General features: G+C 45.2%; 18 protein-coding genes. 12 read left to right on the top strand and 6 right to left on the bottom strand.

Annotation, left to right across the window (positions count from 1 at the left end; genetic code table 11):
- Positions 1-353: 353 nt before the first annotated feature.
- From ACP7BU_RS12615 to ACP7BU_RS12600, 4 genes are all read left to right on the top strand, one after another.
- Positions 354-1,718: an MFS transporter gene (locus ACP7BU_RS12615; protein ID WP_004280798.1), complete on the top strand. Its 1,365-nt coding sequence runs from the start codon at positions 354-356 to the stop codon at positions 1,716-1,718.
- A gap of 342 nt (positions 1,719-2,060) precedes the next feature.
- The gene (locus ACP7BU_RS12610) at positions 2,061-3,410 is read left to right on the top strand and encodes an aromatic acid/H+ symport family MFS transporter (protein ID WP_004647700.1); all 1,350 of its coding nucleotides are present in this window, start codon (positions 2,061-2,063) and stop codon (positions 3,408-3,410) included.
- A 109-nt stretch (positions 3,411-3,519) separates the two neighbouring features.
- Positions 3,520-4,023, top strand: coding sequence for a hypothetical protein (locus ACP7BU_RS12605; RefSeq protein ID WP_425880055.1), 504 nt, complete (start codon positions 3,520-3,522; stop codon positions 4,021-4,023).
- A 426-nt stretch (positions 4,024-4,449) separates the two neighbouring features.
- Positions 4,450-4,773 carry an ankyrin repeat domain-containing protein gene (locus ACP7BU_RS12600; RefSeq protein WP_213686629.1) on the top strand — a complete coding sequence of 108 codons (324 nt, stop codon included), beginning with the start codon at positions 4,450-4,452 and terminating at the stop codon, positions 4,771-4,773.
- A 48-nt stretch (positions 4,774-4,821) separates the two neighbouring features.
- Here the strand turns inward: ACP7BU_RS12600 and ACP7BU_RS12595 are convergent, their stop codons facing one another.
- Positions 4,822-5,373, bottom strand: coding sequence for a type 1 glutamine amidotransferase domain-containing protein (locus ACP7BU_RS12595; RefSeq protein ID WP_168730570.1), 552 nt, complete (start codon positions 5,371-5,373; stop codon positions 4,822-4,824).
- Positions 5,374-5,739: 366 nt separating this feature from the next.
- Positions 5,740-6,429: a TIGR04219 family outer membrane beta-barrel protein gene (locus ACP7BU_RS12590; RefSeq protein ID WP_425880054.1), complete on the bottom strand. Its 690-nt coding sequence runs from the start codon at positions 6,427-6,429 to the stop codon at positions 5,740-5,742.
- A gap of 134 nt (positions 6,430-6,563) precedes the next feature.
- On the opposite strand from ACP7BU_RS12590, the gene ACP7BU_RS12585 reads away from it, so the two are divergent.
- From ACP7BU_RS12585 to zupT, 4 genes are all read left to right on the top strand, one after another.
- Positions 6,564-8,012, top strand: a complete 1,449-nt coding sequence (locus ACP7BU_RS12585; RefSeq protein WP_425880053.1) for an aldehyde dehydrogenase family protein — start codon at positions 6,564-6,566, stop codon at positions 8,010-8,012.
- Between the two features lie 586 nt (positions 8,013-8,598).
- Complete coding sequence (locus ACP7BU_RS12580) at positions 8,599-10,074, top strand: sodium-dependent transporter (RefSeq protein WP_425880052.1); 1,476 nt, start codon at positions 8,599-8,601, stop codon at positions 10,072-10,074.
- A gap of 10 nt (positions 10,075-10,084) precedes the next feature.
- A complete protein-coding gene (locus ACP7BU_RS12575; RefSeq protein WP_004647694.1) occupies positions 10,085-10,195 on the top strand; it encodes a methionine/alanine import family NSS transporter small subunit in 111 nt (36 codons plus the stop codon).
- A gap of 87 nt (positions 10,196-10,282) precedes the next feature.
- Complete coding sequence (gene zupT / locus ACP7BU_RS12570; protein ID WP_005108262.1) at positions 10,283-11,092, top strand: zinc transporter ZupT; 810 nt, start codon at positions 10,283-10,285, stop codon at positions 11,090-11,092.
- 70 nt (positions 11,093-11,162) lie between these two features.
- Here zupT and rsmB read toward each other — a convergent pair whose 3' ends face one another.
- Both rsmB and fmt read right to left on the bottom strand, forming a co-directional pair.
- The gene (rsmB, locus tag ACP7BU_RS12565) at positions 11,163-12,470 is read right to left on the bottom strand and encodes a 16S rRNA (cytosine(967)-C(5))-methyltransferase RsmB (RefSeq protein ID WP_425880051.1); all 1,308 of its coding nucleotides are present in this window, start codon (positions 12,468-12,470) and stop codon (positions 11,163-11,165) included.
- Positions 12,467-13,429: a methionyl-tRNA formyltransferase gene (fmt, locus tag ACP7BU_RS12560; protein WP_425880050.1), complete on the bottom strand. Its 963-nt coding sequence runs from the start codon at positions 13,427-13,429 to the stop codon at positions 12,467-12,469. Before fmt ends, rsmB begins: the two co-directional genes overlap by 4 nt.
- A 408-nt stretch (positions 13,430-13,837) precedes the next feature.
- Here fmt and ilvD (ACP7BU_RS12555) point away from each other — a divergent pair, with 408 nt between their 5' ends.
- From ilvD (ACP7BU_RS12555) to ACP7BU_RS12540, 4 genes are all read left to right on the top strand, one after another.
- Positions 13,838-15,667, top strand: a complete 1,830-nt coding sequence (gene ilvD / locus ACP7BU_RS12555; protein ID WP_312585669.1) for a dihydroxy-acid dehydratase — start codon at positions 13,838-13,840, stop codon at positions 15,665-15,667.
- A 373-nt stretch (positions 15,668-16,040) separates the two neighbouring features.
- The gene (ilvD, locus tag ACP7BU_RS12550; protein WP_425880049.1) at positions 16,041-17,726 is read left to right on the top strand and encodes a dihydroxy-acid dehydratase; all 1,686 of its coding nucleotides are present in this window, start codon (positions 16,041-16,043) and stop codon (positions 17,724-17,726) included.
- Positions 17,727-17,877: 151 nt separating this feature from the next.
- The gene (locus ACP7BU_RS12545) at positions 17,878-19,200 is read left to right on the top strand and encodes a hypothetical protein (RefSeq protein WP_314100355.1); all 1,323 of its coding nucleotides are present in this window, start codon (positions 17,878-17,880) and stop codon (positions 19,198-19,200) included.
- Entirely contained in the window at positions 19,181-19,468 is a 288-nt protein-coding gene (locus ACP7BU_RS12540; RefSeq protein ID WP_005094791.1) for a chorismate mutase, read from the top strand. The genes ACP7BU_RS12545 and ACP7BU_RS12540 overlap by 20 nt, the downstream gene beginning before the upstream one ends.
- Before the next feature lie 121 nt (positions 19,469-19,589).
- On the opposite strand, the gene ACP7BU_RS12535 is transcribed toward ACP7BU_RS12540, so the two are convergent.
- Positions 19,590-20,885 (bottom strand): solute carrier family 23 protein, encoded by a 1,296-nt coding sequence (locus tag ACP7BU_RS12535; RefSeq protein WP_425880048.1) that lies wholly within the window; start codon positions 20,883-20,885, stop codon positions 19,590-19,592.
- A gap of 296 nt (positions 20,886-21,181) precedes the next feature.
- Positions 21,182-23,866: a phosphoenolpyruvate carboxylase gene (ppc, locus tag ACP7BU_RS12530; protein WP_425880047.1), complete on the bottom strand. Its 2,685-nt coding sequence runs from the start codon at positions 23,864-23,866 to the stop codon at positions 21,182-21,184.
- Positions 23,867-23,958 lie beyond the last annotated feature (92 nt).

Genomic DNA, 23,958 nt, shown 5'->3' with positions numbered 1-23,958 from the left:
AAGTGAAACCTCTTAGCGCTGATGGTAGTGTGGGGTTACCCATGTGAGAGTAAGTCATCGCCAGCTCATTATTCGAAATCCCCCTCCGCCAAGGCAGAGGGGGATTTTTTTATGCGTGGGATTTTAGTCAAATAGCTCTTGGAATTGTTGAATATTGATTAAAAACTAGACTCATGGGTTTAGATTTTTAAGGAATAAGTAAGACTTTAGTCGGATATTGCATGAAAAGTAGGTGTGTTGAACTAAGTTGTTGCGAAGACATGGCGATAAGAATCATTAAAAATAATAAATAAGAGTTAGGGTCATGTGTCGTGCTGAAAACAACGAAAAAAACTCACAGGAGGTGAGTAAAAATGGCAGAAAACATGAAGCGAGTAGCAAACACTGTAAGTGTGAATGATGTGATTGATCAGGCAAAATTCACTAAATTTCACTTAAGCATTGTATTATGGTGTTTGTTTATTGTCCTATTTGACGGATATGATTTAGCAATTAACGGTGTCGTTCTGCCTCTACTTATGCAAGAGTGGGGCATGAGTGCTGTTCAAGCAGGCATGCTTGCAAGTACAGCGCTGGCTGGCATGATGTTTGGAGCCATGCTATTTGGGATGCTTGCAGACAAAATTGGTCGTAAAAAAGTTATCTTGATTTGTGTTTCTTTATTTAGTGCTTTTACATTTTTAGGTGGATTTACCACTAATCCAACAGAATTTGGTATTTTACGTTTTATTGCTGGTTTAGGGATTGGTGGTGTATTACCAAACTTAGTCGCTCTAACGTCTGAATATGCACCTAAACGTTTAAAAAGCACACTGGTAACCACCATGTTTAGTGGTTATGCGGTGGGCGGTATTATGGCTGCATTATGCGGTACATGGTTTACACCAAGTTTTGGTTGGGAAATTATGTTCTTCATTGCAGGTATTCCATTACTTTTTGTTCCATTTTTTTGGAAGTTCTTACCTGAGTCTTTAACTTTCCTCGTTAAAGAACAAAAAGTGAATGAAGCACGTCGTTTTATAAAGCAAGTCGAGCCAACTGCAGACATACAAGAAGATACTGAACTGGTTCTAGCTAGCGCTGATCAGACCCAAAGTGCATCAGTAAAAGCTTTATTTACAGAAAATCGTGCCACAGGAACATTCTTATTTTGGATTGCTTTCTTTATGTGCTTACTCATGCTTTACGCACTTGGAAGCTGGCTACCAAAACTGATGATGGCAGCGGGATATTCTTTAGGTAGCAGTTTAATGTTCTTATTAGCACTGAATATTGGTGCCGTGATCGGAACCATTAGCGGTGGTATTTTGGCAGACCGTTTTGACTTTAAACCTGTTCTTATGAGTATGTTAACTGTCGGTGTACTATCTTTGGTTGGTTTGGGCTTTAATTCTCCAACCCCTGTTATTTATTTACTTGTCAGTTTAGCAGGTGCCTCATCTATTGGTACCAGTATCTTGTTATATAGCTATGTTGCTCAATACTATCCTGTTGCAGTACGTTCTACTGGTATTGGTTGGGCTTCTGCTGTAGGGCGTACAGGTGCAATTGTTGGCCCAATCGTGATTGGTATGCTGCTTGGTATGGAGTTACCACATAAATGGAACTTTATCGCAGTGGCAATGCCAGGTATTATTGGCATCATCGCTATTTCAATGATTCGTAAGCCACAACCTGGTCGCATTATGGTGAAAAAATTAAAAACAGCCAAAATTTAAACTCTCGTAATTAACCCATTCAGTTAAAAAGCTCCTTACTTAAAGGGGCTTTTTCATATCTTCAGTATGAAATTAAATCAATATTCAATTGGTCAAAAGAATAAGTGGATTAAAAGAGCTTAAATATGGTGTAAATTAAAAAATAAACATCAATTATTCAAAAGATTATACTAATAATAGTGTGACATATCACGCAAATAAATGACATTTCCGAGAGCATAGCAGAATATCAATTAGTCTTATTGTGCCTTAAATCCTGCTTGCGTATATTGCCTGACATTGAAGATTGACTTCAGTCTTCAACAAGATGTTATGGACAAGTACTCATGGGAGATGAGAACGATGACAACGGAAAAAATAGATGTAAATTCTGTAGTCGATAATGCGAAATTCACGCCTTTCCACTTCAATGTAGTTGCTTGGTGTTTACTCATTATCTTATTTGATGGCTACGATCTCGCAATCAATGGTGTAGTTTTACCGTTATTGATGCAAGACTGGGGCTTAAGTGCAGTGCAGGCCGGAATGCTTGCAAGTACCGCGCTGGCCGGCATGATGTTTGGTGCGATGATCTTTGGTTCCCTCGCGGACAAGATCGGTCGTAAGAAAGTGATCATGATCTGTATTGTATTATTTAGTGGTTTAACTTTTGCTGGCGGCTTTGCTTCAAACCCAACCGAATTCGGTATTTTACGTTTCCTTGCCGGTCTTGGTATTGGTGGTGTAATGCCAAACCTAGTGGCATTGACTTCGGAATATGCTCCACAAAAAATGCGTAGTACGCTGGTGACCACCATGTTTAGTGGTTATGCGGTCGGTGGCGTGATGGCAGCGTTATTAGGTTCATGGTTCACGCCAAGTTTTGGTTGGCAAATCATGTTCTTTATCGCGGGTATTCCACTGTTTTTATTACCAGTGATCTGGAAATTCCTGCCTGAGTCGCTCGCATTTATTGTGAAGCAGAACAAGCAGCCTGAAGCTCGTCGTATCGTACGTCGCTTGGCGCCAAATCTGACAGTTACTGAGAATACAACTTTCACTTTGCCACAGGAAAATGTGCCTGAAGCAGCCAACGTGGTGAGTTTGTTCCGTCGTGGTCGTGCGGTCAATACTTTACTGTTCTGGGTCGCGTTCTTCACTTGTCTGTTAACCATGTATGCACTGAGCAGCTGGTTACCGAAGTTGATGATGGCAGCAGGCTACTCGATGGACAACAGCTTGATGTTCATGATGGTGATGAACGTTGGTGCGGTTGTAGGTATTGTGGGTGGTGGTATTCTGGCGGATCGTTTCCACCTGAAACCGGTACTGATGTTCCTCGGTATGATGGGTGCGATTGTGATGAGCTCAATGGGCTTTGCATCTAACCAATTCTTACTTTACATCCTGGTATTCCTGGCGGGTGCAGCGTCGATTGGTTCACAAATGTTGCTATATAGCTATGTTGCGCAGTTCTACCCACTTGCAGTACGTTCGACAGGTATTGGCTGGTCTTCTGCGATTGGTCGTATGGGCGCGATTGTAGGGCCGATCCTGATTGGTGGTTTGCTTGGTATGAACCTGCCTGCTTACTTCAACTTTATGGCAGTCGGTTTACCGGTTCTGATTACTGCAATTGCGGTTGCGTTAATCATGCATGACAATGAATCTGAGAAGATTGGTTCAATTGAACCAGCAGTGTCTAAAGCTTAAAGCTAAGTATTAAATAAGAAGCCTCCGAAAGGGGGCTTTTTTATGGTTATTAGTTGATAAAAACTAATTCACAATTTATTTTGTAGTAATTAACTGAATTATAAATATCATGACCTTAGAATTATTTATAGCATCTTTAGCTCTCTTAATTTCAGTAATGCAATTATGGAAAACTTATTTTTATAAATCTAAACCATTCTTCACGATTGGAACTTTAACAGAACAAATTTATCCGATAAAAAGTGCTAGTGAAGAATGGTATGTGTGTAGTTTTCATATGCCAATTTCAATCTCGAATCATGGTGCTCAATTACTGATTATTGAAAAACTTAGACTGAAGTTGGTTTATCAAGATATTGAATTAAAGAATAACTATGAATATCTCTATGCTAAATGGATTCTTGATACAAAAGATTCCAAAAAAATTGATAGTGATCGATTCAGATGGATAAATGATATTGATCTTGAAGATTGGATTCCTCAACTTATTCAAGCCCGATCTATACAATCAAAAAGTTTTATTTTTGAAACCCGCTGGGATTTTCCTATCGATCAGAAGTTGACAGTTACTTTGCAAGGTAAGCTTATGAATTTAACTCTTGGAGCGATATAAGTTCATGGGATATAAATCATAATCTCACTGTTTGGCAAATGTTGGTGATGGGTGGAAGTTCCATTGGTCATACTACAGAGCCAAAAGTTTTAAGAAGATCAAAAGCCTTATCTAATAAAATTTATATTAAGAATAAGATAGAATTTAATCCTGATAATTCTTTTTTGATACCTTCTTATTCAAATAAAAAAAATGCTCTATCTAAAATTTTAAAGATACTGAATAAGCATTAATTTAAATATTAGACCTCTTGCGAAAGTATCGTTTTACCTAATTTTTGAATTGGCTAAAACCTTATAATATGTAGCTTTTGGCTGTTTAAATTTTAAATTTTGACTAACGCAAGAAGTCTATTATTCTTAGTATTATTGAGATAAGGTAATGTGATAATCGCGCTATTCTAAATAGAGTAGAGGTATAGAAAATATGAATATTAATTCATTCTCCCCAATCCCTGAAGGTGATGAAGAACTGCATCTTCCTGAACTGGTGTACTGGGCATCTCTTGGTGATGTTGAACAGGTTGAGCAGGGCTTGCAAGAAGGTCTGGACGTCAACTCCGCCGATGAAGAAGGCTATAGTGCCTTACAGGCTGCAGCTGAAAATGATCATTTAGACGTAGTTAAGCTTCTGGTTAGCAAGGGCGCAGATATTGCACATCGCAGTCCAAATACTGCTTTAGAACTGGCTGAAATGGCCGGAAATAAAGACGTGGTGACTTATCTGAAAAGTTTGGCCGGTGGTGTCTAAATATAAAAAAGAACCTCAATGCTGAGGTTCTTTTTTTAGTGTAGGAGCTTAGGCAGCTTCGCCTTCAAGCTCTTTTAAGATCGCTTCATTGAAAGCCGGTAAATCGTCCGGATTGCGTGAAGTAATCAGTACCCAGTCACCTGTATTGCAGCGGTGGACTTCTTCGTCGACCCATTTCCCGCCGGCATTTTCCAGATCTAGCTTGATGCTCTTATATGAGGTCAGATTCTTGTCTTTGATGCGCTGTGCATCAATCAGGGTCCATGGCCCATGACAGATCGCGGCAATCGGTTTGTGATTGTCGGCAAAATGCTGAATGATTTTTTGCGCATCCTGATTGATTCTCAATGTATCCGCATTGACTGTACCGCCGGGAATCACCAAAAGATCATAATCATTCGGATCGACATGGTCGAAACTGGTATCCGGCGTGTATTGGGTAGCAGCCTTGGTATCACCTTTGACAGTGGCGACATCTTCATTTTTTTCTGCAGCATGAATGACTTCAAAACCTTTGGACTTTAGAAAATTTAAAGGCTCAGTGAGTTCATCATGTTCAATGCCTTGATTGGATGTAATAAAGAGGACCTTTTTTACCATGATTGCTGTTCCCAAAAAATGTGAGGATTTTTAGCTTAACAACAAGGAGATTCTTACAATGTTGGAGTTTTAGCTCGGAACTGTTAAGCAATGATAAATAAAATAATAGGCAGAAAAAAAGCCCCGACATCCTGTCGGGGCTTTTTCGTATCTCGTGATTTAGGTATAACTCCTGTCGTACCTCACGTCCTGGTGTTGCGATGTTATTCTTGTTTTTAGGTCTTCTGGAGCATCCTGCTCTCTATGTTTATAAAGTAATACACATCCCGGTGGCGCACTAGCAGCAGATTGCGGTTATTGCTGTACGCTTTGGCTTACATCAGCGCAGAGAAATTGAGCTGTGCAAGCTTAACCAGTTGTATTGCATTAAAAATGCACATCTAGACCGATATAAGGACCTTTAAATTCCAACTGTAAGTCTGGACGTTGATCCTGTTCAAAATCTACTTGCATCATACGATAACCGATTTTGGCACCCACATCGACCAGCAGATTATCAATAAAGTCATATTGCAGTTCGGCCTGTACATCGGTTTTTTGGCTATCGCTGCCGTGACTGTAAATAGCTTCGGCTTTGGCACTCATACCGGTAAATGGCAGTTTCACCCCGACGGTTGCGTAGAGCAGGGGACTGTATTCATCCAGATCGTATTGATTGAAAGCAGCATTGCTCAGGTTTTTCACCGTACCATCCAGATTGGTTAAACCTGCGCCTATATCCGCATGCACAATAGTATCTAGCAATTCGTAATACAGAATATAGTCGATATTCTTCAGTTCGATCTCTGAGGCATTGGCAAGCGTGTTTTGTTCACTGTTGCTGTCCAGATTAACATATTTGATTTTTGCATTTGGCAATAACGGTACCGGATGTTCTACAGCGACAGATAGTTGTGCTGTACCTTGTCGATCCAGCGCATGCTTGAAATTGTTATCCTGGCTATAGCCGTCAAAATCCCAGTAGCTGAGATCCGCTTTCACGCCGATCACATCTGCATGACTGAGCGTACTGATTCCAAAACCGAAGAATAAGGTGGTGAGTATTTTTGCGCGCATGGCTCTATTCCCTAAAGCTTTATTAAAATTGGAGGTGTCTGGTTACTTAAAAACATCTTCTTAATATGGAGTAGCAAGTGCATGATATAGAGAATTTCAAAAATGTATATCCTTGGATGTTGAAGGACAATAAGATGGTAGCGAGAAGCACACAACAAGCGAAAGAGTATGCATTATATGTCGCCGGTCAGGCTGTTCAGACGGATAAATGGCTAGAGGTCAAACATAAATATAATCATGAACTGTATGCCCGTGTCGCCTTGGCAGATGCCAACACACTGGAACAGGCGATTCAGTCTGCCGTAGACGCAGAAGCCGAAATGGCTGCCTTGGAGCCGTTCCAGAAACAGAAAATTCTGCTGCATTGCGTACGCCGTTTTCGTGAGATTCATGAAGAACTGACTGAAATTCTGATTGCAGAAGGGGGCAAGCCGCGTAAAGCAGCCGAAGCCGAAGTTGAACGTCTGATTAATACTTTCCAGATTGCCGCAGATGCCGTGACCCAGGTTGATCAGGGACGTATGCTGCCTTTGGCCGTGACTGCGGCAGCATCCGGTTATCGGGGCATTGTAAAGCAGGTGCCGATTGGTGCAGTGTCTCTGATCAGTCCGTTTAATTTTCCTTTAAACCTGACCGCGCATAAAATTGCTCCTGCGATTGCAGCCGGTTGTCCCTTTGTGCTGAAACCGCCGAGTCTAACCCCTATTTCTGCCTTAAAAATTGCCGAAATTCTGGCGGAAACCGATTTACCGCAAGGTGCGTTTTCGGTATTGCCCTGTCCGCGAGAGCTGGCTGATCTACTTGTCACCGATGAGCGTTTTAAATTACTCAGTTTTACCGGTTCCGATGCTGTAGGCTGGGATATGAAAGCGCGTGCCGGTCGTAAAAAAGTGGTCTTGGAGCTGGGTGGCAATGCTGCTGTCATGATTGAGCCAGATACCGAAATTAACGATGCCTTGATTAATCGTCTGATTGGCGGGGCGTATAACCATGCCGGACAGGTGTGTATCAGTGTGCAACGCATTTTGGTGCATCAGCAGATTTATACTGAAGTGAAGGACAAACTGCTGGCGAAACTGAAAACGATTAAAGCCGCTGATCCGAATCTGAGCACAACCTTGGTTGGTCCGATGATCAAGGAAGATGAAGCCAAACGCCTGAAAAAATGGCTGGATAAAGCTGTGAAAAAAGACGCGAAAATCCTGATTGGAGGCGAATTGAATGGTGTGATGTTCGCACCGACCTTGCTGGAAAATGTAGACCACAGTCTGGAAATCTACCGTGATGAAGCCTTTGGTCCGGTGGCAATTCTGGAAGCGTATGCTGATTTCGAATCCGGTATTGCCTGTATCAACCGCAGCCGTTTTGGCTTGCAAGCTGGAGTGTATACCCAGAATCTGAACAAGATGCTGTATGCCTGGGATCATCTGCATGTCGGCGGTGTCATTATCAATGATATTCCGTCTTTCCGGGTCGATAACATGCCTTATGGCGGGGTCAAAGATTCAGGTCTGGGTCGTGAAGGAATTCAGTCAGCCATTCGCGACATGCAGGAAGAGCGCATGCTGGTGATTAAAGCCTAAGTTTAGAATACTCATCGCTTCGATATCACAGGCAGCTTGTTTTAAATCTGCTTGTGATATTTAAACCGGTTTTTAAAGAGGTCAAAATTCCATGAGAGAATTTGATTTCCCATATCACGGCTTGGTCATGTGCCTTAGTATGAGCCGTTTCATCATTAAATAATGATCTAAAAACAGATGCTGGAGTGGAGTCTTGCAATACATTTTTTAAAACAGCGACCCTGTAGTAAAACTTAAGAAAAAATATATTCCAAAAAGTTTGTCAATATATAACTTGTTTAATCTGGCTTATTTCGCAGAATTATTGAACGCTTAATTCGAATAGATTATAAATAACGAATATTTTAAGCAGAATTTACAGAAAAAATTTAAAAAAGTCAGTATTGTTGAGTCATCTACAAGGTCAGTTTTTCGATCAGACTTTAAGCAAGATGTAAGACCTGCTGACCTGTTTGTACATTAGAATTCGACGCCCACAAGGTGCCCTCTAATTCAAACACCCAAAATTATTGAAAATACTTCTTTTTTTGCTTGCGTCATAACCATAACAAGCAGCATCTAAAGGGGTTAAAAGTTTAGGTGTTCTATGACAGAAACTCGTGAGAATTGGTCCGCACGATCAGGATTCATTATTGCAGCGATTGGTTCCGCCGTTGGCTTGGGGAATATCTGGCGTTTCCCCTATGTTGCCTATGAAAATGGTGGCGGGGCATTCCTGATCCCTTATCTGATTGCGATTTTCGCAGCAGGTTTACCTTTATTGTTTTTAGACTATGCGGTCGGACACAAGTTCCGCAAAGCGCCGCCTATGGCCTATAAAAAACTCATGAATGCCGAATCCCTAGGGTGGTGGCAGGTCATGGTCACTCTGGTGATCGGGATTTACTATGCCAGCGTCTTGTCCTGGGCTGGCAGCTATATGTTCTATTCCTTTGGACAGCAGTGGGGCACAGATACCCAAGGCTTCTTCTTCAATACTTACCTGCAAAATGGTGAGGGTCTGACGCTCGGTTTTGTACCTGTGCTGTTCTTTGGTTTGGTGGTCGTTTGGGCAGCAGTCATGCTGATTCTTTACGGTGGAGTACGCCGTGGGGTGGAACTGGCGAATAAAATCTTTATGCCATTGCTGGTGATTTTATTCACGATCCTAGTGATTCAGGCAGTACGTTTACCTGGTGCAGTCGATGGCTTAAATGCTTTCTTCACGCCGAACTGGGAAGCGATGGCCAACTATAAAGTCTGGTTAGCCGCTTTTGGTCATATCTTTTTCTCACTATCAGTGGGCTTCGGGATCATGTTGACCTATGCATCTTACCTGAAACGCAAAACCAACCTGACTGGTTCCGGGATTGTGGTAGCACTGGCCAACTCGTCTTTTGAAATTCTAGCGGGTATTGGTGTCTTTGCCGCGCTTGGTTTTATGGCGTTCAGCTCAGGTGAGAAAGTTGAAGATGTGGTGTCTGGCGGTATCGGTCTGGCCTTTATTGCGTTTCCGAAAATCATTTCCAGTTTAGGTGCAGGTGGTGACCTGTTCGGTTTCCTGTTCTTTGCTTCGTTGACGGTTGCCGGTATTACCTCGATGGTGAGCATCCTGCAAGTTCCGATTGCTGCGTTCCAAGACAAACTGGGCTGGTCAAAGAACAAGTCAGTGACGATTATTGCTGGTGGTTCAGCGGTGATTTCTACCCTGATGTTCTCGACACATAGTGCCATTACCTTTGTCGATATCATCGATTACTTTGCCAATAACATCGGTATTGTTGGTGGTGGTCTGTTATCGATTATTCTGTTGTCGTGGTTCCGTCGTCCATTAATGAAACAGCTGGAAGGCCATGTGAATGAGTTTGCCAGCGTGAAACTAGGTACGAGCTGGAACTTCATGCTGACGGTGATCACGCCGTTGTCATTATTGCTGGCATTGGGCCTGACCCTGAAATCGATCATGGCAGAAGGTTATGGTGGCTATGCTGCCAGTACCCTATGGATGGTAGGTGGAGGAGTAATGGCATTCTTTATTCTGGGTGCCATTCTATTCAGCCTGATTAAAGATCGTCACAGCTAGGAGAGCGACTATGAATACATCTGCACTAATCATGATGATCATCTCTATCGTTTTATTATGGGGTGGTCTGGTACTGGCTGTGATTCATCTGGCAAAGAATCCGGAAGAACCAGAAGACTAAAAATCTTCACATAAACCTACTGTTACCATTAAAAAAGTCATTATCATCCTTGATGATAATGACTTTTTTAATGGCTGATGCTCTGACATGATTTCCGTTTCAGATGGACAAGTCTATACAGCCTTTGCCGTGACTTTATTTGCCGGGCTGGCCACCGTGGTGGGTGGGGGACTGGTATTATTCTTAAAAAAACCTAATTTCCGTTTGCTGGCCTTTGGTCTGGCCTTTGCTGCCGGGGCCATGATCTATGTCTCTTTAACCGAAATTCTGAACAAATCGATCGCTTCCTTTAGCCTAGATTTTGATGAAAAAACCGGTTTTGCCTTTGGCACTTTTGCTTTTTTACTGGGCGTAGTTCTGGTGTTATTGCTAGATCGCTTTGTGCCAAACCCACATGACACCATTGAGACCCATTCTGCCAAGGGCGTTAGTTCACCCCAATTACTGCGTACCGGCATGCTGACCCTGTTTGCGATTAGCGCACATAACCTGCCGGAAGGGCTGGCGACGTTTTTTGCCACGCTGGAAAGTCCTGCTTTGGGTGCGCCATTGGCAGTCGCGATTGCGATTCATAATGTACCAGAAGGCGTGGCGATTGCCCTGCCGGTCTATATGGCCACCGGCCGTAAAGATTATGCGCTCTGGGCCAGTTTGGTTTCCGGACTGGCCGAACCTTTAGGGGCAGCGCTCGGGTATTTTATTCTGGCACCTTATATGAGTGAAACCGTCTATGGTCTGATCTTTGGCGTGATTGGCGGGGTGATGGTTTATCTGGCGCTGGATGAATTATTGCCGACGGCAAAGCGCTATTCTGAAGGGCATGAAACAGTCTATGGATTGGTGAGCGGCATGGCGGCATTGGCCAGCAGTCTGGTGATTTTTAAGTTTATTCAATAAGCCATATATTCACTAAATCACGCGCCATAAAAAAGGCAGCTTAGGCTGCCTTTCATTTTAAACACATGACTTATGCAGTTTTTTCTATACGGCAATAGAAAAAGCCGTCGCCTTGATCTGCTTTCGGCAACAACTGACGACCATGAATCTGCTCGATGCCCCAATCGGCTTCGATCTTGATTTCTTTGGCATCGGCATGTTGAGCAAAGAATTCGACCATCTGCTGTTCGTTTTCGGCTTTCAAAATTGAACAGGTGATGTACAGCAAAGTACCACCGACTTTCAGTTGCTGCCACATATTTTCCAGAATCTGCTTTTGCAGCTGTACCGTTTGCGGAATATCTGTGGAATGACGCAGTAAGCGGATATCCGGATGACGACGGATCACACCAATTGCGGAACATGGTGCATCCAGTACGATACAGTCGACCGGCTCCGGAGCTGTCCAGGTGATCGCATCAGCCGCGATAATTTCAACATCGGCATATTCAGTTAACAGTAAGCGTTCCAGATTTTCTGCCACACGGACTAAACGTTTGGCATCCTGGTCAATCGCATACAGCTTTTTCGGGCTATATTTTTCCAGGATGTGCGCGGTCTTACCACCCGGTGCAGCGCAGGCATCTACCACGACTTTGCCTTCAAGGTCAGGAACTAAAGTCACGCAAAGTTGGGCATGTTCATCCTGAACCGAGAAGCCACCAGCTTCATAGCCCGGCAGGTTCGGAATATGGACATTCTGTTCCAGAACGATGCCAACTTCAGAAAGAGTACAGGCACGTGCTTCATAGCCTTCTTCTTCCAGAATTTCCAGATATTCATCACGGCTGACCTGATTGACATTGACGCGCAAGGTGAGCGGTGCAATCTGTTTCAAGTCATGTGACAGTTCGGCAAGCTGTTCCGGCCAGTCTTTCTTTAAACGCTTGTAAAGCCAGCTTGGCAGGCCATGCGCCTGATTTAAAGCCAGATCAAATTCTTCTGTTTCACGTGAAACACGACGCAGAACGGCATTCACCAGACCGCTTAAAGGTTCAAAGCCCAGCTGTTTGGCAGCAGTCACGGTTTCTGAAATTGCAGCATGTGCCGGAATACGGGTACATAGAATCTGGTACAAACCCAAATATAAGCAGCTTTCTAGAGCCTGATTATCGAGAGGTTTGGTTAATAGCGGCAGGGTGATGGCTTTCAGGCCATGCCACTGACGTAAACAGCCTAGAGTTAACTCGTGATACAGACCACGGTCACGCTCAGACACAATGTTGATATGTTGATTGAGTACAGAAGCAAGTGATTGGCCATTTTGTACAGCCAATAGGGTTTTTACAACTTGCGCGCGCAAATTCAAATTTTTAGCTGATGATTGAATTTGGCTCATGCGAATTTATATCCTACCGATAGTTTTTGAGTTTGATTAATTTGAACAGCATTCAGGGCTTTGCCGCCTGGCCATTGCAGATTGGTGATACAGATGGCATTTTGATCGCCACACATTACATGCACGCCGTCTTTATCCAGAGCAATTACTTCACCAGGCAGGGCATTGCTTGTCTTTTGCGTAGAAAGCGAGGAATTCCAGATGCGTAAATTGTTGCTGTCATCCAGTGGGGTAAATGCCACTGGCCATGGATTAAAAGCACGAATATTACGGTCAATGGCTGCTGCAGGCTGGGTCCAGTCAATTTGTGCTTCAGCTTTTGATAGTTTATGCGCGTAAACCGTCAGGCTTTCATCCTGGACTTCGCGAATCTCAAGATAGTGCTGTAAGGTCTGTTCCGATTCAAGCACGGCCACAATCGCCTCAGCACCTTGCAGCGCCAGTTTGTCATGCAGGCTGGCAGAAGTATCCTCGGCAGTAATCGGACATCGTGTTTTATACATCATATCCCCGGTATCCAGACCGGCCGCCATTTTCATAATGGTCACACCCGTTTCGGTATCGCCGGTAGCAATCGCGCGCTGAATCGGGGCTGCACCGCGCCAGCGTGGCAACAGCGAACCGTGTATATTCAGGCAACCATATTTTGGCGTATCCAGAACCACTTGTGGCAGGATCAGGCCATAAGCTGCCACCACCATCACATCTGCATTTAAGGCTTTAAGTTCCGCTTGCGCCGCCAGACCTTCTTCAGTCGATGACTTGAAATGTAAAGGCTGATAGACCGAAAGATGATGTTCAAGCGCTAACTGCTTCACCGCAGATGCCGTGAGCTTTTGTCCACGTCCGGCCTTGCGGTCCGGTTGAGTATAGACCGCCACAATTTCATGTTCGGTTCTAAGCAACGCAGCCAATGCAGTCGCTGCAAATTCTGGTGTGCCTGCAAATATGATCTTCACACATGAAATTCCAAATAAACTTAAAAGCTATTATAAGCCAAAAGCCAAATTTCAGCCTAATCCTTACCAAAACTTATCCGAGAAGCTTGGTGAGTACTTGAATTTCGGTGGAATTTTTATATAAAAAAAACTCATGCAAATTGTAAAAATTATTCATGAAAGTTTTGTATTGTCCTGATGATGATGGCGGTATAGTAGATTTCATTAAGAAATTTTTATCGTCAGATCATCCAAACCTCTCTATAGACATTTTTGCCTGCATCTACACCCAAAAGGCCATCTTGTAAATCAAGGGCTTGTAGTATGATAGGTTTAAAATTCAACTGATTTAAGCTCCTTGTCAGTATGATTTAGCCAGAGTGGATCTGCCCGATTCATTGCAAGCTCAAACTTTGTTGGAAATATAAAATGCCTGACTATCGTTCAAAAACATCGACACACGGAAGAAATATGGCTGGCGCACGCGGTTTATGGCGTGCCACCGGCATGAAAGATGAAGATTTCGGTAAGCCGATTATTGCGGTGGTGAACTCGTTCACCCAGTTTGTACCGGGTCACGTTCATTTGAAAGACTTAGGTCAGCTGGTGGCACGTCAAATTGAAGCGTCAGGCGGCGTGGCCAAAGAATTCAATACTATTGCTGTCGATGATGGCATCGCGATGGGTCATGACGGCATGCTATATTCATTGCCTTCACGGGATCTGATTGCAGACTCGGTCGAGTACATGGTCAATGCGCATTGTGCCGATGCGATGGTGTGTATCTCGAACTGTGACAAGATCACCCCGGGGATGTTAATGGCTTCAATGCGTCTGAACATTCCGGTGGTATTTGTCTCTGGCGGTCCAATGGAAGCGGGCAAGGTCAAAATCCGTGGCAATGAAAAAGCCATCGACCTGGTTGATGCCATGATTGTTGCAGCAGATGACAGCTTCACTGATGAAGAAGTCGCTGAATATGAGCGTTCAGCTTGCCCAACCTGTGGTTCATGTTCAGGCATGTTCACTGCAAACTCGATGAACTGTTTGACTGAAGCACTTGGTTTATCGCTTCCGGGCAATGGTTCAACACTGGCAACCCATGCCAACCGTAAAAAATTATTTGAAAAAGCCGGCCAACTGATTGTTGAATTGGCGAAACGTCATTATGAACAGGAAGATTACAGCATCTTGCCACGTTCAATCGCAACCAAAGCAGCGTTTGAAAATGCCATGACGCTGGATATTTCCATGGGTGGTTCAACCAATACGGTTCTGCATCTGTTGGCAGCAGCACACGAAGCTGAAGTCGATTTCACCATGACCGACATCGACCGTTTGTCGCGTAATGTGCCGGTACTATGTAAAGTTGCGCCGGCGAAGCAAGACGTCCATATGGAAGATGTACACCGTGCCGGTGGCATCATGTCGATTCTGGGCGAACTGGATCGTGCGGGCTTGCTGGACACTTCTGTTCCAACCGTCCATGAAAAAACACTGAAAGATGCCTTGGATAAATGGGACATCATCCGTACTGAAGATGAAGACGTGTATCAATTCTTCAAATCTGCACCGGGCGGTGTACCAACGCAGACGGCATTCTCGCAAGACCGTTATTATGCACGCTTAGATGGCGACCGTGACAATGGCGTGATCCGTAATGCAGCCAATGCTTTCTCGCAAGATGGTGGTCTGGCGGTACTTTACGGCAACATCGCGCTAGAAGGCTGTATCGTAAAAACAGCGGGTGTGGATGATTCAATCCTAAAATTCAACGGGACTGCACGTGTGTTTGAAAGTCAGGATGCTGCGGTTGAAGCCATTCTTGGCGGCAAAATCACTGCGGGTGATGTCGTCGTGATTCGCTACGAAGGTCCACGTGGTGGTCCGGGTATGCAGGAAATGTTGTATCCAACCAGTTACTTAAAATCAAAAGGTTTGGGTAAAGACTGTGCACTTTTAACAGATGGCCGTTTCTCTGGTGGTTCTTCAGGCCTTTCAATTGGTCACGTATCTCCTGAAGCAGCGGAAGGTGGTGCGATTGGTCTGGTGGAAGATGGTGACCGTATCGAAATTGATATTCCAAATCGTACGATTCACCTGGCAGTGGATGATGCCACCATGGCAGCGCGCCGTGAAGCACAAGAAGCCAAAGGCTGGCAGCCTGCAGAACAGCGTCCGCGTAAAGTGTCTAAAGCACTGAAAGCGTATGCGATGCATACCACCAGTGCCTCGAAAGGTGCGGTACGTGATATCTAATTTGTAATTTTACAGATTTTAAAAGCACTCCAGACGGGGGTGCTTTTTTATTAATTGTTGAAAATAGCACGGTCGCATTTTACTTTGTGATTTTGCAATAATATTGCGTAGACAATGTTTTACTTTTGACAGCGCAAAAGTAACAAAACGCCTTTGTTTTCCTGATGCAGCATCCTTGCTGCACAGGAAAACAGCGACATCCATGTCGCTTCATCATGTGATCTGATTTGGGTAGAAAAATAATAAATGGATTAATGGGATTCGCAGAGTACAGAGTGTTGCTTTCATGTGTAGTCTGCTTTCTATACAATGACCTTAAAATAAATTGTCCAAGACCGAAGCTTAAAATTGGTCATCGCCCAGGAAGAGAATAATGAGTAAAGATAATATCCGCGAGCATTCAGCCCCGGTTTATGAAGGCATTGAAAATGCACCGGCGCGTTCCATGATGCGTGCTACCGGTTTTAAAGATGTTGATTTTGAACGGCCATTTATTGGCATTGCCTCGACCTGGGCCAATGTCACGCCTTGTAATATGCATATTGATGGTCTGGCCAGAACTGTAGAGCAGGGCGTGAGTGCTGCGGGCGGCAAAGGTATTATCTTCAATACCATTACCATTTCTGACGGAATTTCCAACGGTACGGAAGGCATGAAATATTCACTGCTATCACGGGAAGTGATCGCAGACTCCATTGAAACGGTCGTGGGCTGCCAGGCTTATGATGGGGTCATCGCGATTGGTGGTTGTGATAAAAACATGCCGGGCTGCATCATGGGGTTGGCGCGCTTAAACCGTCCGGGGCTGTTTATTTATGGCGGCACTATTAAACCGGGCGAAGGCCATACCGACATGATTTCGGTATTTGAAGCAGTCGGTCAATATGCCAAAGGTGAAATTAACGCGATTCAAGTCAAGCATATTGAAGAAGTATCCTTGCCGGGTCCGGGCTCTTGTGGCGGCATGTATACGGCCAACTCGATGGCCTCTGCAATTGAAGCACTCGGTATGAGCTTGCCGGGCTCCTCGGCACAGGAAGCGATTTCGGATGACAAGCAAATCGACTGTGCCCGTGCCGGTGAAGCAGTCATGAATCTGTTACGACTGGATATCAAGCCACGTGACATCATGACCAAGGCTGCTTTTGAAAATTCGATCAAGGTCTTGATTGCGCTGGGTGGTTCGACCAATGGCGTGTTGCATCTGCTAGCCATGGCGCATACCGCAGGGGTTGAATTGAGTCTGGATGACTTTGTCCGAATTGGCAAAGATATTCCGGTGGTGGCCGATGTGCGTCCATCCGGGAAATATTTAATGTCAGAACTGATTGCGATTGGTGGGATTCAACCACTGATGAAGCGCATGCTGGATGCCGGCATGCTGGATGGGTCCTGTTTAACGGTCACAGGTAAGACGCTGGCAGAAAACCTGGCCGATGTGCAGGACTATCCGGAAGGTCAGCAGATTATTCTGCCTTTTGATGCGCCCGTGAAAAAAGATTCCCATCTGGTGATTTTAAAAGGCAATTTGTCGCCGAAGGGCGCTGTGGCCAAGATTACCGGTAAGGAAGGTCTGCATTTTGCTGGCCCGGCACGGGTCTTTGAAGGCGAGCAGGGTGCCATGCGCGGGATTCTGGATGGCGAAGTCCAGCCGGGTGAAGTGGTGGTGATTCGTGGCGTCGGCCCTAAAGGTGGTCCGGGCATGCCGGAAATGCTGAAACCGACTTCTGCGATTATTGGTAAAGGTCTGGGCGCTTCGGTGGCTTTAATTACTGACGGACGCTTCTCTGGCGGCAGTCATGGTTTCGTGATTGGTCATGTGACGCCAGAAGCTTATGAGGGCGGCCCGATTGGTCTGGTGCAAAATGGTGATCAGATTTCGATTAATGCCGAAACTCGGGAAATGACCTGGCATGTCGCGGAAGAAGAAATTGCTGCACGTCAAGCGGCCTGGACCAAACCTCAGCCAAACTATACCCACGGTGCGCTGGCTAAATTCGCCAAACTGACTTCAGGTGCAGAAACCGGGGCGGTCACTGACCTGAATCTTGACCTCTAATCCATTGTTAAACATTGAACATTTGCTTATGACTTGATATAAGTTTTTACAGCATGCAGGGCTTTGGCTTCTGCGATCTTAAAAATAGATTATTCTGCGCAGCTTCTCATATGTTGAGCTGCGCACCGTCATTGTTGTCGAGGCCGATCTCATGTCCCTGTTACGCCGTTGGTTTGATCCAATCCGATCGAGTTGGTTTTACCAAAAACCGACCCGTCAAACGGTGTTATCTATTCAAGATGGGCTGAGTATTCATTTAAGGCTGGATGATGTGTACAGTTATCTGGCGGTACAGCAGTTGCCCCAGCTCGAAGAAATTTTAAGTCCAGAACTCAAGCCGCTGAAAGTCATCATTTCCAGTGAGCATGCCGAAGCGCCGAACCAGATGTCTTTTGATGAATGGCAGCACTACACGATTAATGATGCGAAAATCTTGTCGAAACAGCATCGTTTCAGTTTTCATGATACGCCAGAATTACCGACCGCTGAGGCCTTAAAACAGGCCGAACTGATTTTGCGGCATACACCGCTGCGTGGACAGGATTTCCTGTATTTGCTGGAAGATGTCTTCCATATGCTCTGGCAAAAACAGACCGGAAAATTACGAACTCTTTATGCCATGGCCAGTCGCCATCATCAGCCACAGGATTTTCCTGAACGTATTTTTGACCAGACTCCGATTCTGGCCAGCTATTTTAATTTAGGCGGTCGCCAGTATCAGGCGGTCGATGACCTGTTGCGTCTGACCCGGCGTCTGGAGCAGCAAAAACTGCTGACCGGTAATCCGATTTTTATGATCGATCACATTGAATGGCGTGAGCATCTGATCAGTGATGCCGAAGAGCTGAACGAGATCCAGTCGATGGATCCGGAACTGGACTTGTATATCGCGCTGGAAGACCCGATTTCCTGGCTGCTGCTGGCTTATATCAAGGAAGAACTGGCGGATTATTATAATATCCAGCTAAATGTCTATCCCTTGTCCTATCGCGGTCGGGATGATTTTGACTGGAGTCTGGCCACACGGTTATCCAAACGGACAGAAGTAGAATTTACCCCGTTCTGCCGGCCGACCGAGCAGGCGATTGCGCCAATGGCACAATTATTTTATAGCTGTCCCGAGGAGCAGCGGATCGAGGCGATGTACCAGATCTTGCAGGCCGTCTGGACCCGTGGTGAAGACCTGTCTTATGCACCCCATTTCAAACGTTTGCAGCAACAGTTAAATATTGTCGATCTGACCCAGGACGATATTCTGGCCAAGCTGCAGGACAATGATATGCTCTGTGAAATGAAGTCGCAGCCGAATTTTCCGGTACTGGAACTGCGCATAGATGATCAAAGTTATACATTTAATAGCCTATATCGGGTCTGGATGATTGAAAGTATTTTCAGTAATGTGTTAGAAGAAAAGTATAAGAGTAATAATCAAACTGAAAGTGAACTGAAAAAACATGGAAAAGATCAAAGCTGAATCACTAGAACATGCACGTCAACAGATCGATGCCATTGATACAGCTTTAGTTGAGCTGATCGCTGCGCGTCAATTTTATGTTGATCAAACCACCCGTTTCAAAAAAACCGAAACCGATTTACAGTCACCAGAACGTATGGAACAGATTGTAGAAAATGTCAGAGCTCTGGCGCAAAAACAAGGTGTCGATCAGGAGTTTATTGAACATCTATACCGTGAAATGTTCCAATACTTTATTCAACGTGAACTGAAAGAGTTTCGTCCTTAAACAGACACGTGCTTTAATAGAAGCCTTGCGGGGCTTCTTTTCATTTCTTTAATCGCAAAGTTGAAAAATATAAAGATAAAAAAAGCAGCCATTCGGCTGCTCAATACTTTTATTTCGAGTTTTATTTTTTATCGCCCAGGCTAAAGAACCAGTTCAGGATCAGTGCAGCAAACGTTGCCGTACCAATACCACCCAGATTGAAGCTGCCAAAAGTCAGGGCAAAATCACCCGTACCTAAAATAATGGTCACCGCAGCCACCATCAGGTTCTTGTTCTGCGAGAAATCGACCTTGTTCTCAATCCAGATTTTGGCACCAGCAATGGTAATCAAACCAAAGACTACAATCGAAGCACCGGTCAGAATCGCTGTCGGAATCGTGTGAATAATCGCACCAAACTTAGGCGATAAACCCAGGAACACAGCAAAGACACCCGCGACTGCAAAGATGATGGTCGAGTAAACCCGTGTCACGGCCATCACACCAATGTTTTCACCATAGGTAGTCATACCCGGCGCACCTACACCACCGGCTAAAGTGGTTGCAACACCATCTGCCACAAAGGCTTTACCAATATGCGGATCGAGGTTTTCACCGGTCATCGCGCCTACGGCTTTAATATGGCCCAGATTTTCAGCCACCAGAATCAAGGCAATCGGTGCAATGATCAACATGGCATTCAATTCAAAGGTCGGCGCGTGGAAAGTCGGTAAACCGAACCAGGCTGCTTGCTGAATAGGAAGGAAGTTGATCGCAGTGCCATAACCCATGACATTACTGAGTACGAAGTAAATCAGATAAGCCAATAACAGGCCAACCAATAACAGCAGGCGCTGTAATAAGCCACGGGTGAATACGGCAATTGAACCCATGCACAACACAGTGACCAGAGACATCCACATATTGAAGGTATTGCCCATCACACTTTTCACTGTGACTGGAGCAAGGTTCAGGCCAATGATCATCACCACGGCACCGGTCACTACCGGTGGCATCAGCTTTTCAATCCAGCGGGTGCCCGTCGCCATGACCAGAAAGCCCATGAGTGCATAGAAGATGCCACATGCGATAATCCCGCCTGCTGCAACGCCAATATTTGGATTCAGTCCGCCACCACCCGCATAACCTGTTGCTGCGATGACCACACCAATAAAGGCAAAGCTTGAACCTAGATAACTTGGAACCCGGCCACCGGTGATTAAAAAGAACAGAATAGTACAGATCCCTGACATTAGAATCGCCAGGTTAGGATCAAAGCCCATTAAAAAAGGTGCCAGTACAGTCGCGCCAAACATGGCAAAAGCATGTTGTACACCCAAAATGACCGTTTGTGCGGGTGGCAAATACTCTGCGGTACCTACTGGTCGTGCATCGATACTACCCTCATAAGGGCGCCATTTGGGAAACCAACTGGACATAAAATGAGCACTCAAAAGATAAATTGTGCACATCATACTCTTGTTCTTTAGAAGATTTAATCACTTAAACAAAATTTTTGTTCAAATTAATTCTATGACTTTATTTAAGATTTTACCGGGCGGTAAAAGAATACTGGGTTAAAAGTAAAGTGAAATCAGTAGATTAATTTCTTATTATGAATAGGGGTATCTATAAATAAATCTGATTTACTATATAAAATAAAATATTTCCTGGCTATTGACTGGTCAATAAAAAAGCACATCACCAGGATGTGCTTTCAAATGGGCATTTTTGCTTAGCCAGTATTACGCAGACCGGCCGCAATCCCGGCAATACTGACCATCAGCGCATGATCCACCGGGGTGTTTTCGGCCTGTTGCTGTTGCAGATATAAACGGCGACGTTTCATCAGTTCAGCTTGCAGCAAGTGCAAGGGTAGCAGATACGGCTTACGCACCTTCATAGACTGATCCAGTACGCCGTTACTGCTGAGCAGTTTCGACTCGCCTTTCAAGCTTAACAAGGTTTGTACAGCATCTTGCAAACGCTGGCGTAACTCTGTTCCCAGAATTTTCATATCTTCATCCTGAGTCAGATGCGATTCATAATACAGTGCCACATGGGCATCGGCTTTAGACAATACCATTTCCAGCATATCAATCAGGGTCTGGAAATATGGCCACTCGGCCAGCATCTCATCGAGTACTGTACGTTGTCCCTGATCCAGGACTTCATTCAGTGCAGCACCGGTCCCGAGCCAGGCAGGTAACATCAGGCGAATCTGGGTCCAGGCAAATACCCAAGGGATGGCACGCAAGGATTCAATGCCGCCGCTGACTTTACGTTTGGCAGGACGTGAACCCAGCGGCAGCATTTGTAGTTCAAGCTCAGGAGTAACGGTACGCAGGTATTTTACAAAATGCGGATTTTCCCGTACGGTCTGGCGATAGACCTGAACCGACAGTTCGGTCATTTGATGCATCAGGTCGCGCCATTCTTGTTTCGGCTCAGGTGGCGGCAGCAGCGTCGCTTCCAGGGTTGCAGCAGTATAAATTTCCAGATTTTGCAGCGCGATTTCTTCCAGCCCGAATTTAAAGCGGATCATTTCGCCCTGTTCAGTCACCCGGATTGCACCGGAAATAGAGCCCGGTGGCTGAGAGAACAAGGCTTGCTGGGTTGGCGCACCACCACGGCTGATCGAACCGCCACGACCATGAAACAGGGTCAATTGCACGCCATGTTGCTGGGCAACTGCGGTCAGTTCTTCCTGGGCACGATACTGTGCCCAGTTGGCCGACATAAAACCGGCATCTTTGGCAGAATCCGAATAGCCAATCATGACCTCATGTTTGCCCTGAATATGCTGTTTATACCAGTGCATATTGAACAGGGTCGACATGGTTGCGGCTGCACCATCCAGATCTTTTAATGTTTCAAACAGGGGAACCACCCGTAACGCCTGTTCAATCCCGGCTTCTTTTTGTAAAAGCAGTACCGCCAAGACATCACTTGGATATTCTGCCATGGAAATAATATAGGCACCCAGAGACTCGCTCGGCTGTTCGGCCAGTGTGCGCATGGTGGCAAAGACTTCCTGTACATCCGGATGTTCAATCAGGCTGCCGGCCGGTTCATTCAGATGTTTCGGCAGTAACGGACGTTTGCTTTGCAATTCCTGCAATAAAAAGTTTTGACGGGCCTGTTCGGTCCAGGTTTCAAAATTCCCCAGTCCTAAATATTCAGTAATGGCTGAAATCGCCTGGCGGTGACGGCCGGATTCCTGGCGGATATCTAGTTTTAGCAGTTCGATCCCAAAACTGTTGACCCGGTAAATAAAGTCCAGCAGGCTGCCATTGGCAATTTCAGCCAGATTGCAGTCCATCAGCGAGCGGTAACAGGTCAGGAGCGGTTGTAAAAGTTCGTCTTTACTTTTAATCACCAGACTGTCATCGGCATCATTGCCTTTTAATTTTTCTGCCAGCCAGTGCCGCGTCGCTTTCAGGCGGGTACGGGTGTCACGTAAATATTCACGATAGGGTTCAGGATGGGGCTGGCCCAAGGCTTCGGAAATTTCCGGACTACATTGCTGAATGGACAGTTCCCAGCGCAGGTTTTCAATATCACGTACATAAAGGTCGGCTGCTTTCCAGCGCGACAGCCACAGTACTTCCTGAGTGACGGTGTGGGTGACATTCGGGTTGCCATCACGGTCACCACCCATCCAGGAGGCAAAACGTACTGGCGCTACATCTAAGGGCAGGTTCTGGCCACATTGCGCTTGCACCATGCCATTTAGTTCGCGGATAAATTTCGGGACCGCATTCCACAGGGTCTGTTCAATGGTGGTAAAACCCCATTTGGCTTCATCGATCGGAGTCGGGCGATGCTGACGGATTTCATCGGTTTGCCAGGCGGAGCTGATCAGCTGTTTCAGATCGGCCAGGACTGCCTGACGTTCACGTGGCGTCAGTTTCTGCTGGTCGAATTTGGACAGGGCATTATTGATGCCATCATATTTTTGAATCAGGGTGCGGCGGCTGACTTCTGTGGGATGGGCGGTCAGGACCAGTTCAATTTTCAGTTCACAGATTTGCTGATACAGCGTATCGGCAGAAATCTCCTGCTGTTTAAATTTTTCAAATAAAGGCACCAGAGGATTGGGCGATTCTGCAGTGTCATCAAACTCGCTCTGACGGCGACGACGTACCACATGATATTGTTCGGCAATATTGGCAAAGTTTAAAAAGTGGGTAAAAGCACGGGTCAGTGGCAGGATTTCTGCATCTTCCAGACTCAAAAACAGTTGTTCCAGTTGTTTTTCTGCTTCGACCTGTCCATCGCGAGCGCCTTTGGACAGGGCACGGATCTGCTCGATCTGATTAAACAAATCCTGCCCGGCATGTAATTTTAAGGTTTCCCCAAGCAAATTACCCAGTAAGCGTACGTCTTCGCGTAGTGGTGCATCAATCTGTTGAATCATTTTTTATTCCCTCACATGCATGCTTTGACTATACCGCGACTGCATGACAATCCAAGTCCCCTAGAGACAAAAGTTGCAGAGCATTGGCTACT

It is taken from the genome of Acinetobacter sp. 40AMC3-4, from assembly GCF_049898185.1.
Classification (GTDB): Bacteria; Pseudomonadota; Gammaproteobacteria; order Pseudomonadales; family Moraxellaceae; genus Acinetobacter.
The sequence above is the reverse complement of the archived record's forward strand: the minus strand, read 5'-3'. Positions and strand labels throughout refer to the sequence as shown.

Excerpts from the sequence above, each read along its gene's own strand:
- ACP7BU_RS12615 (WP_004280798.1), top strand. The coding sequence starts at position 354 with ATGGCAGAAAACATGAAGCGAGTAGCAAACACTGTAAGTGTGAATGAT.
- ACP7BU_RS12610 (WP_004647700.1), top strand. The coding sequence starts at position 2,061 with ATGACAACGGAAAAAATAGATGTAAATTCTGTAGTCGATAATGCGAAA.
- ACP7BU_RS12605 (WP_425880055.1), top strand. The coding sequence starts at position 3,520 with ATGACCTTAGAATTATTTATAGCATCTTTAGCTCTCTTAATTTCAGTA.
- ACP7BU_RS12600 (WP_213686629.1), top strand. The coding sequence starts at position 4,450 with ATGAATATTAATTCATTCTCCCCAATCCCTGAAGGTGATGAAGAACTG.
- ACP7BU_RS12595 (WP_168730570.1), bottom strand. The coding sequence starts at position 5,373 with ATGGTAAAAAAGGTCCTCTTTATTACATCCAATCAAGGCATTGAACAT.
- ACP7BU_RS12590 (WP_425880054.1), bottom strand. The coding sequence starts at position 6,429 with ATGCGCGCAAAAATACTCACCACCTTATTCTTCGGTTTTGGAATCAGT.
- ACP7BU_RS12585 (WP_425880053.1), top strand. The coding sequence starts at position 6,564 with ATGGTAGCGAGAAGCACACAACAAGCGAAAGAGTATGCATTATATGTC.
- ACP7BU_RS12580 (WP_425880052.1), top strand. The coding sequence starts at position 8,599 with ATGACAGAAACTCGTGAGAATTGGTCCGCACGATCAGGATTCATTATT.
- ACP7BU_RS12575 (WP_004647694.1), top strand. The coding sequence starts at position 10,085 with ATGAATACATCTGCACTAATCATGATGATCATCTCTATCGTTTTATTA.
- zupT (WP_005108262.1), top strand. The coding sequence starts at position 10,283 with ATGATTTCCGTTTCAGATGGACAAGTCTATACAGCCTTTGCCGTGACT.
- rsmB (WP_425880051.1), bottom strand. The coding sequence starts at position 12,470 with ATGAGCCAAATTCAATCATCAGCTAAAAATTTGAATTTGCGCGCGCAA.
- ilvD (WP_312585669.1), top strand. The coding sequence starts at position 13,838 with ATGCCTGACTATCGTTCAAAAACATCGACACACGGAAGAAATATGGCT.
- ilvD (WP_425880049.1), top strand. The coding sequence starts at position 16,041 with ATGAGTAAAGATAATATCCGCGAGCATTCAGCCCCGGTTTATGAAGGC.
- ACP7BU_RS12545 (WP_314100355.1), top strand. The coding sequence starts at position 17,878 with ATGTCCCTGTTACGCCGTTGGTTTGATCCAATCCGATCGAGTTGGTTT.
- ACP7BU_RS12540 (WP_005094791.1), top strand. The coding sequence starts at position 19,181 with ATGGAAAAGATCAAAGCTGAATCACTAGAACATGCACGTCAACAGATC.
- ACP7BU_RS12535 (WP_425880048.1), bottom strand. The coding sequence starts at position 20,885 with ATGTCCAGTTGGTTTCCCAAATGGCGCCCTTATGAGGGTAGTATCGAT.
- ppc (WP_425880047.1), bottom strand. The coding sequence starts at position 23,866 with ATGATTCAACAGATTGATGCACCACTACGCGAAGACGTACGCTTACTG.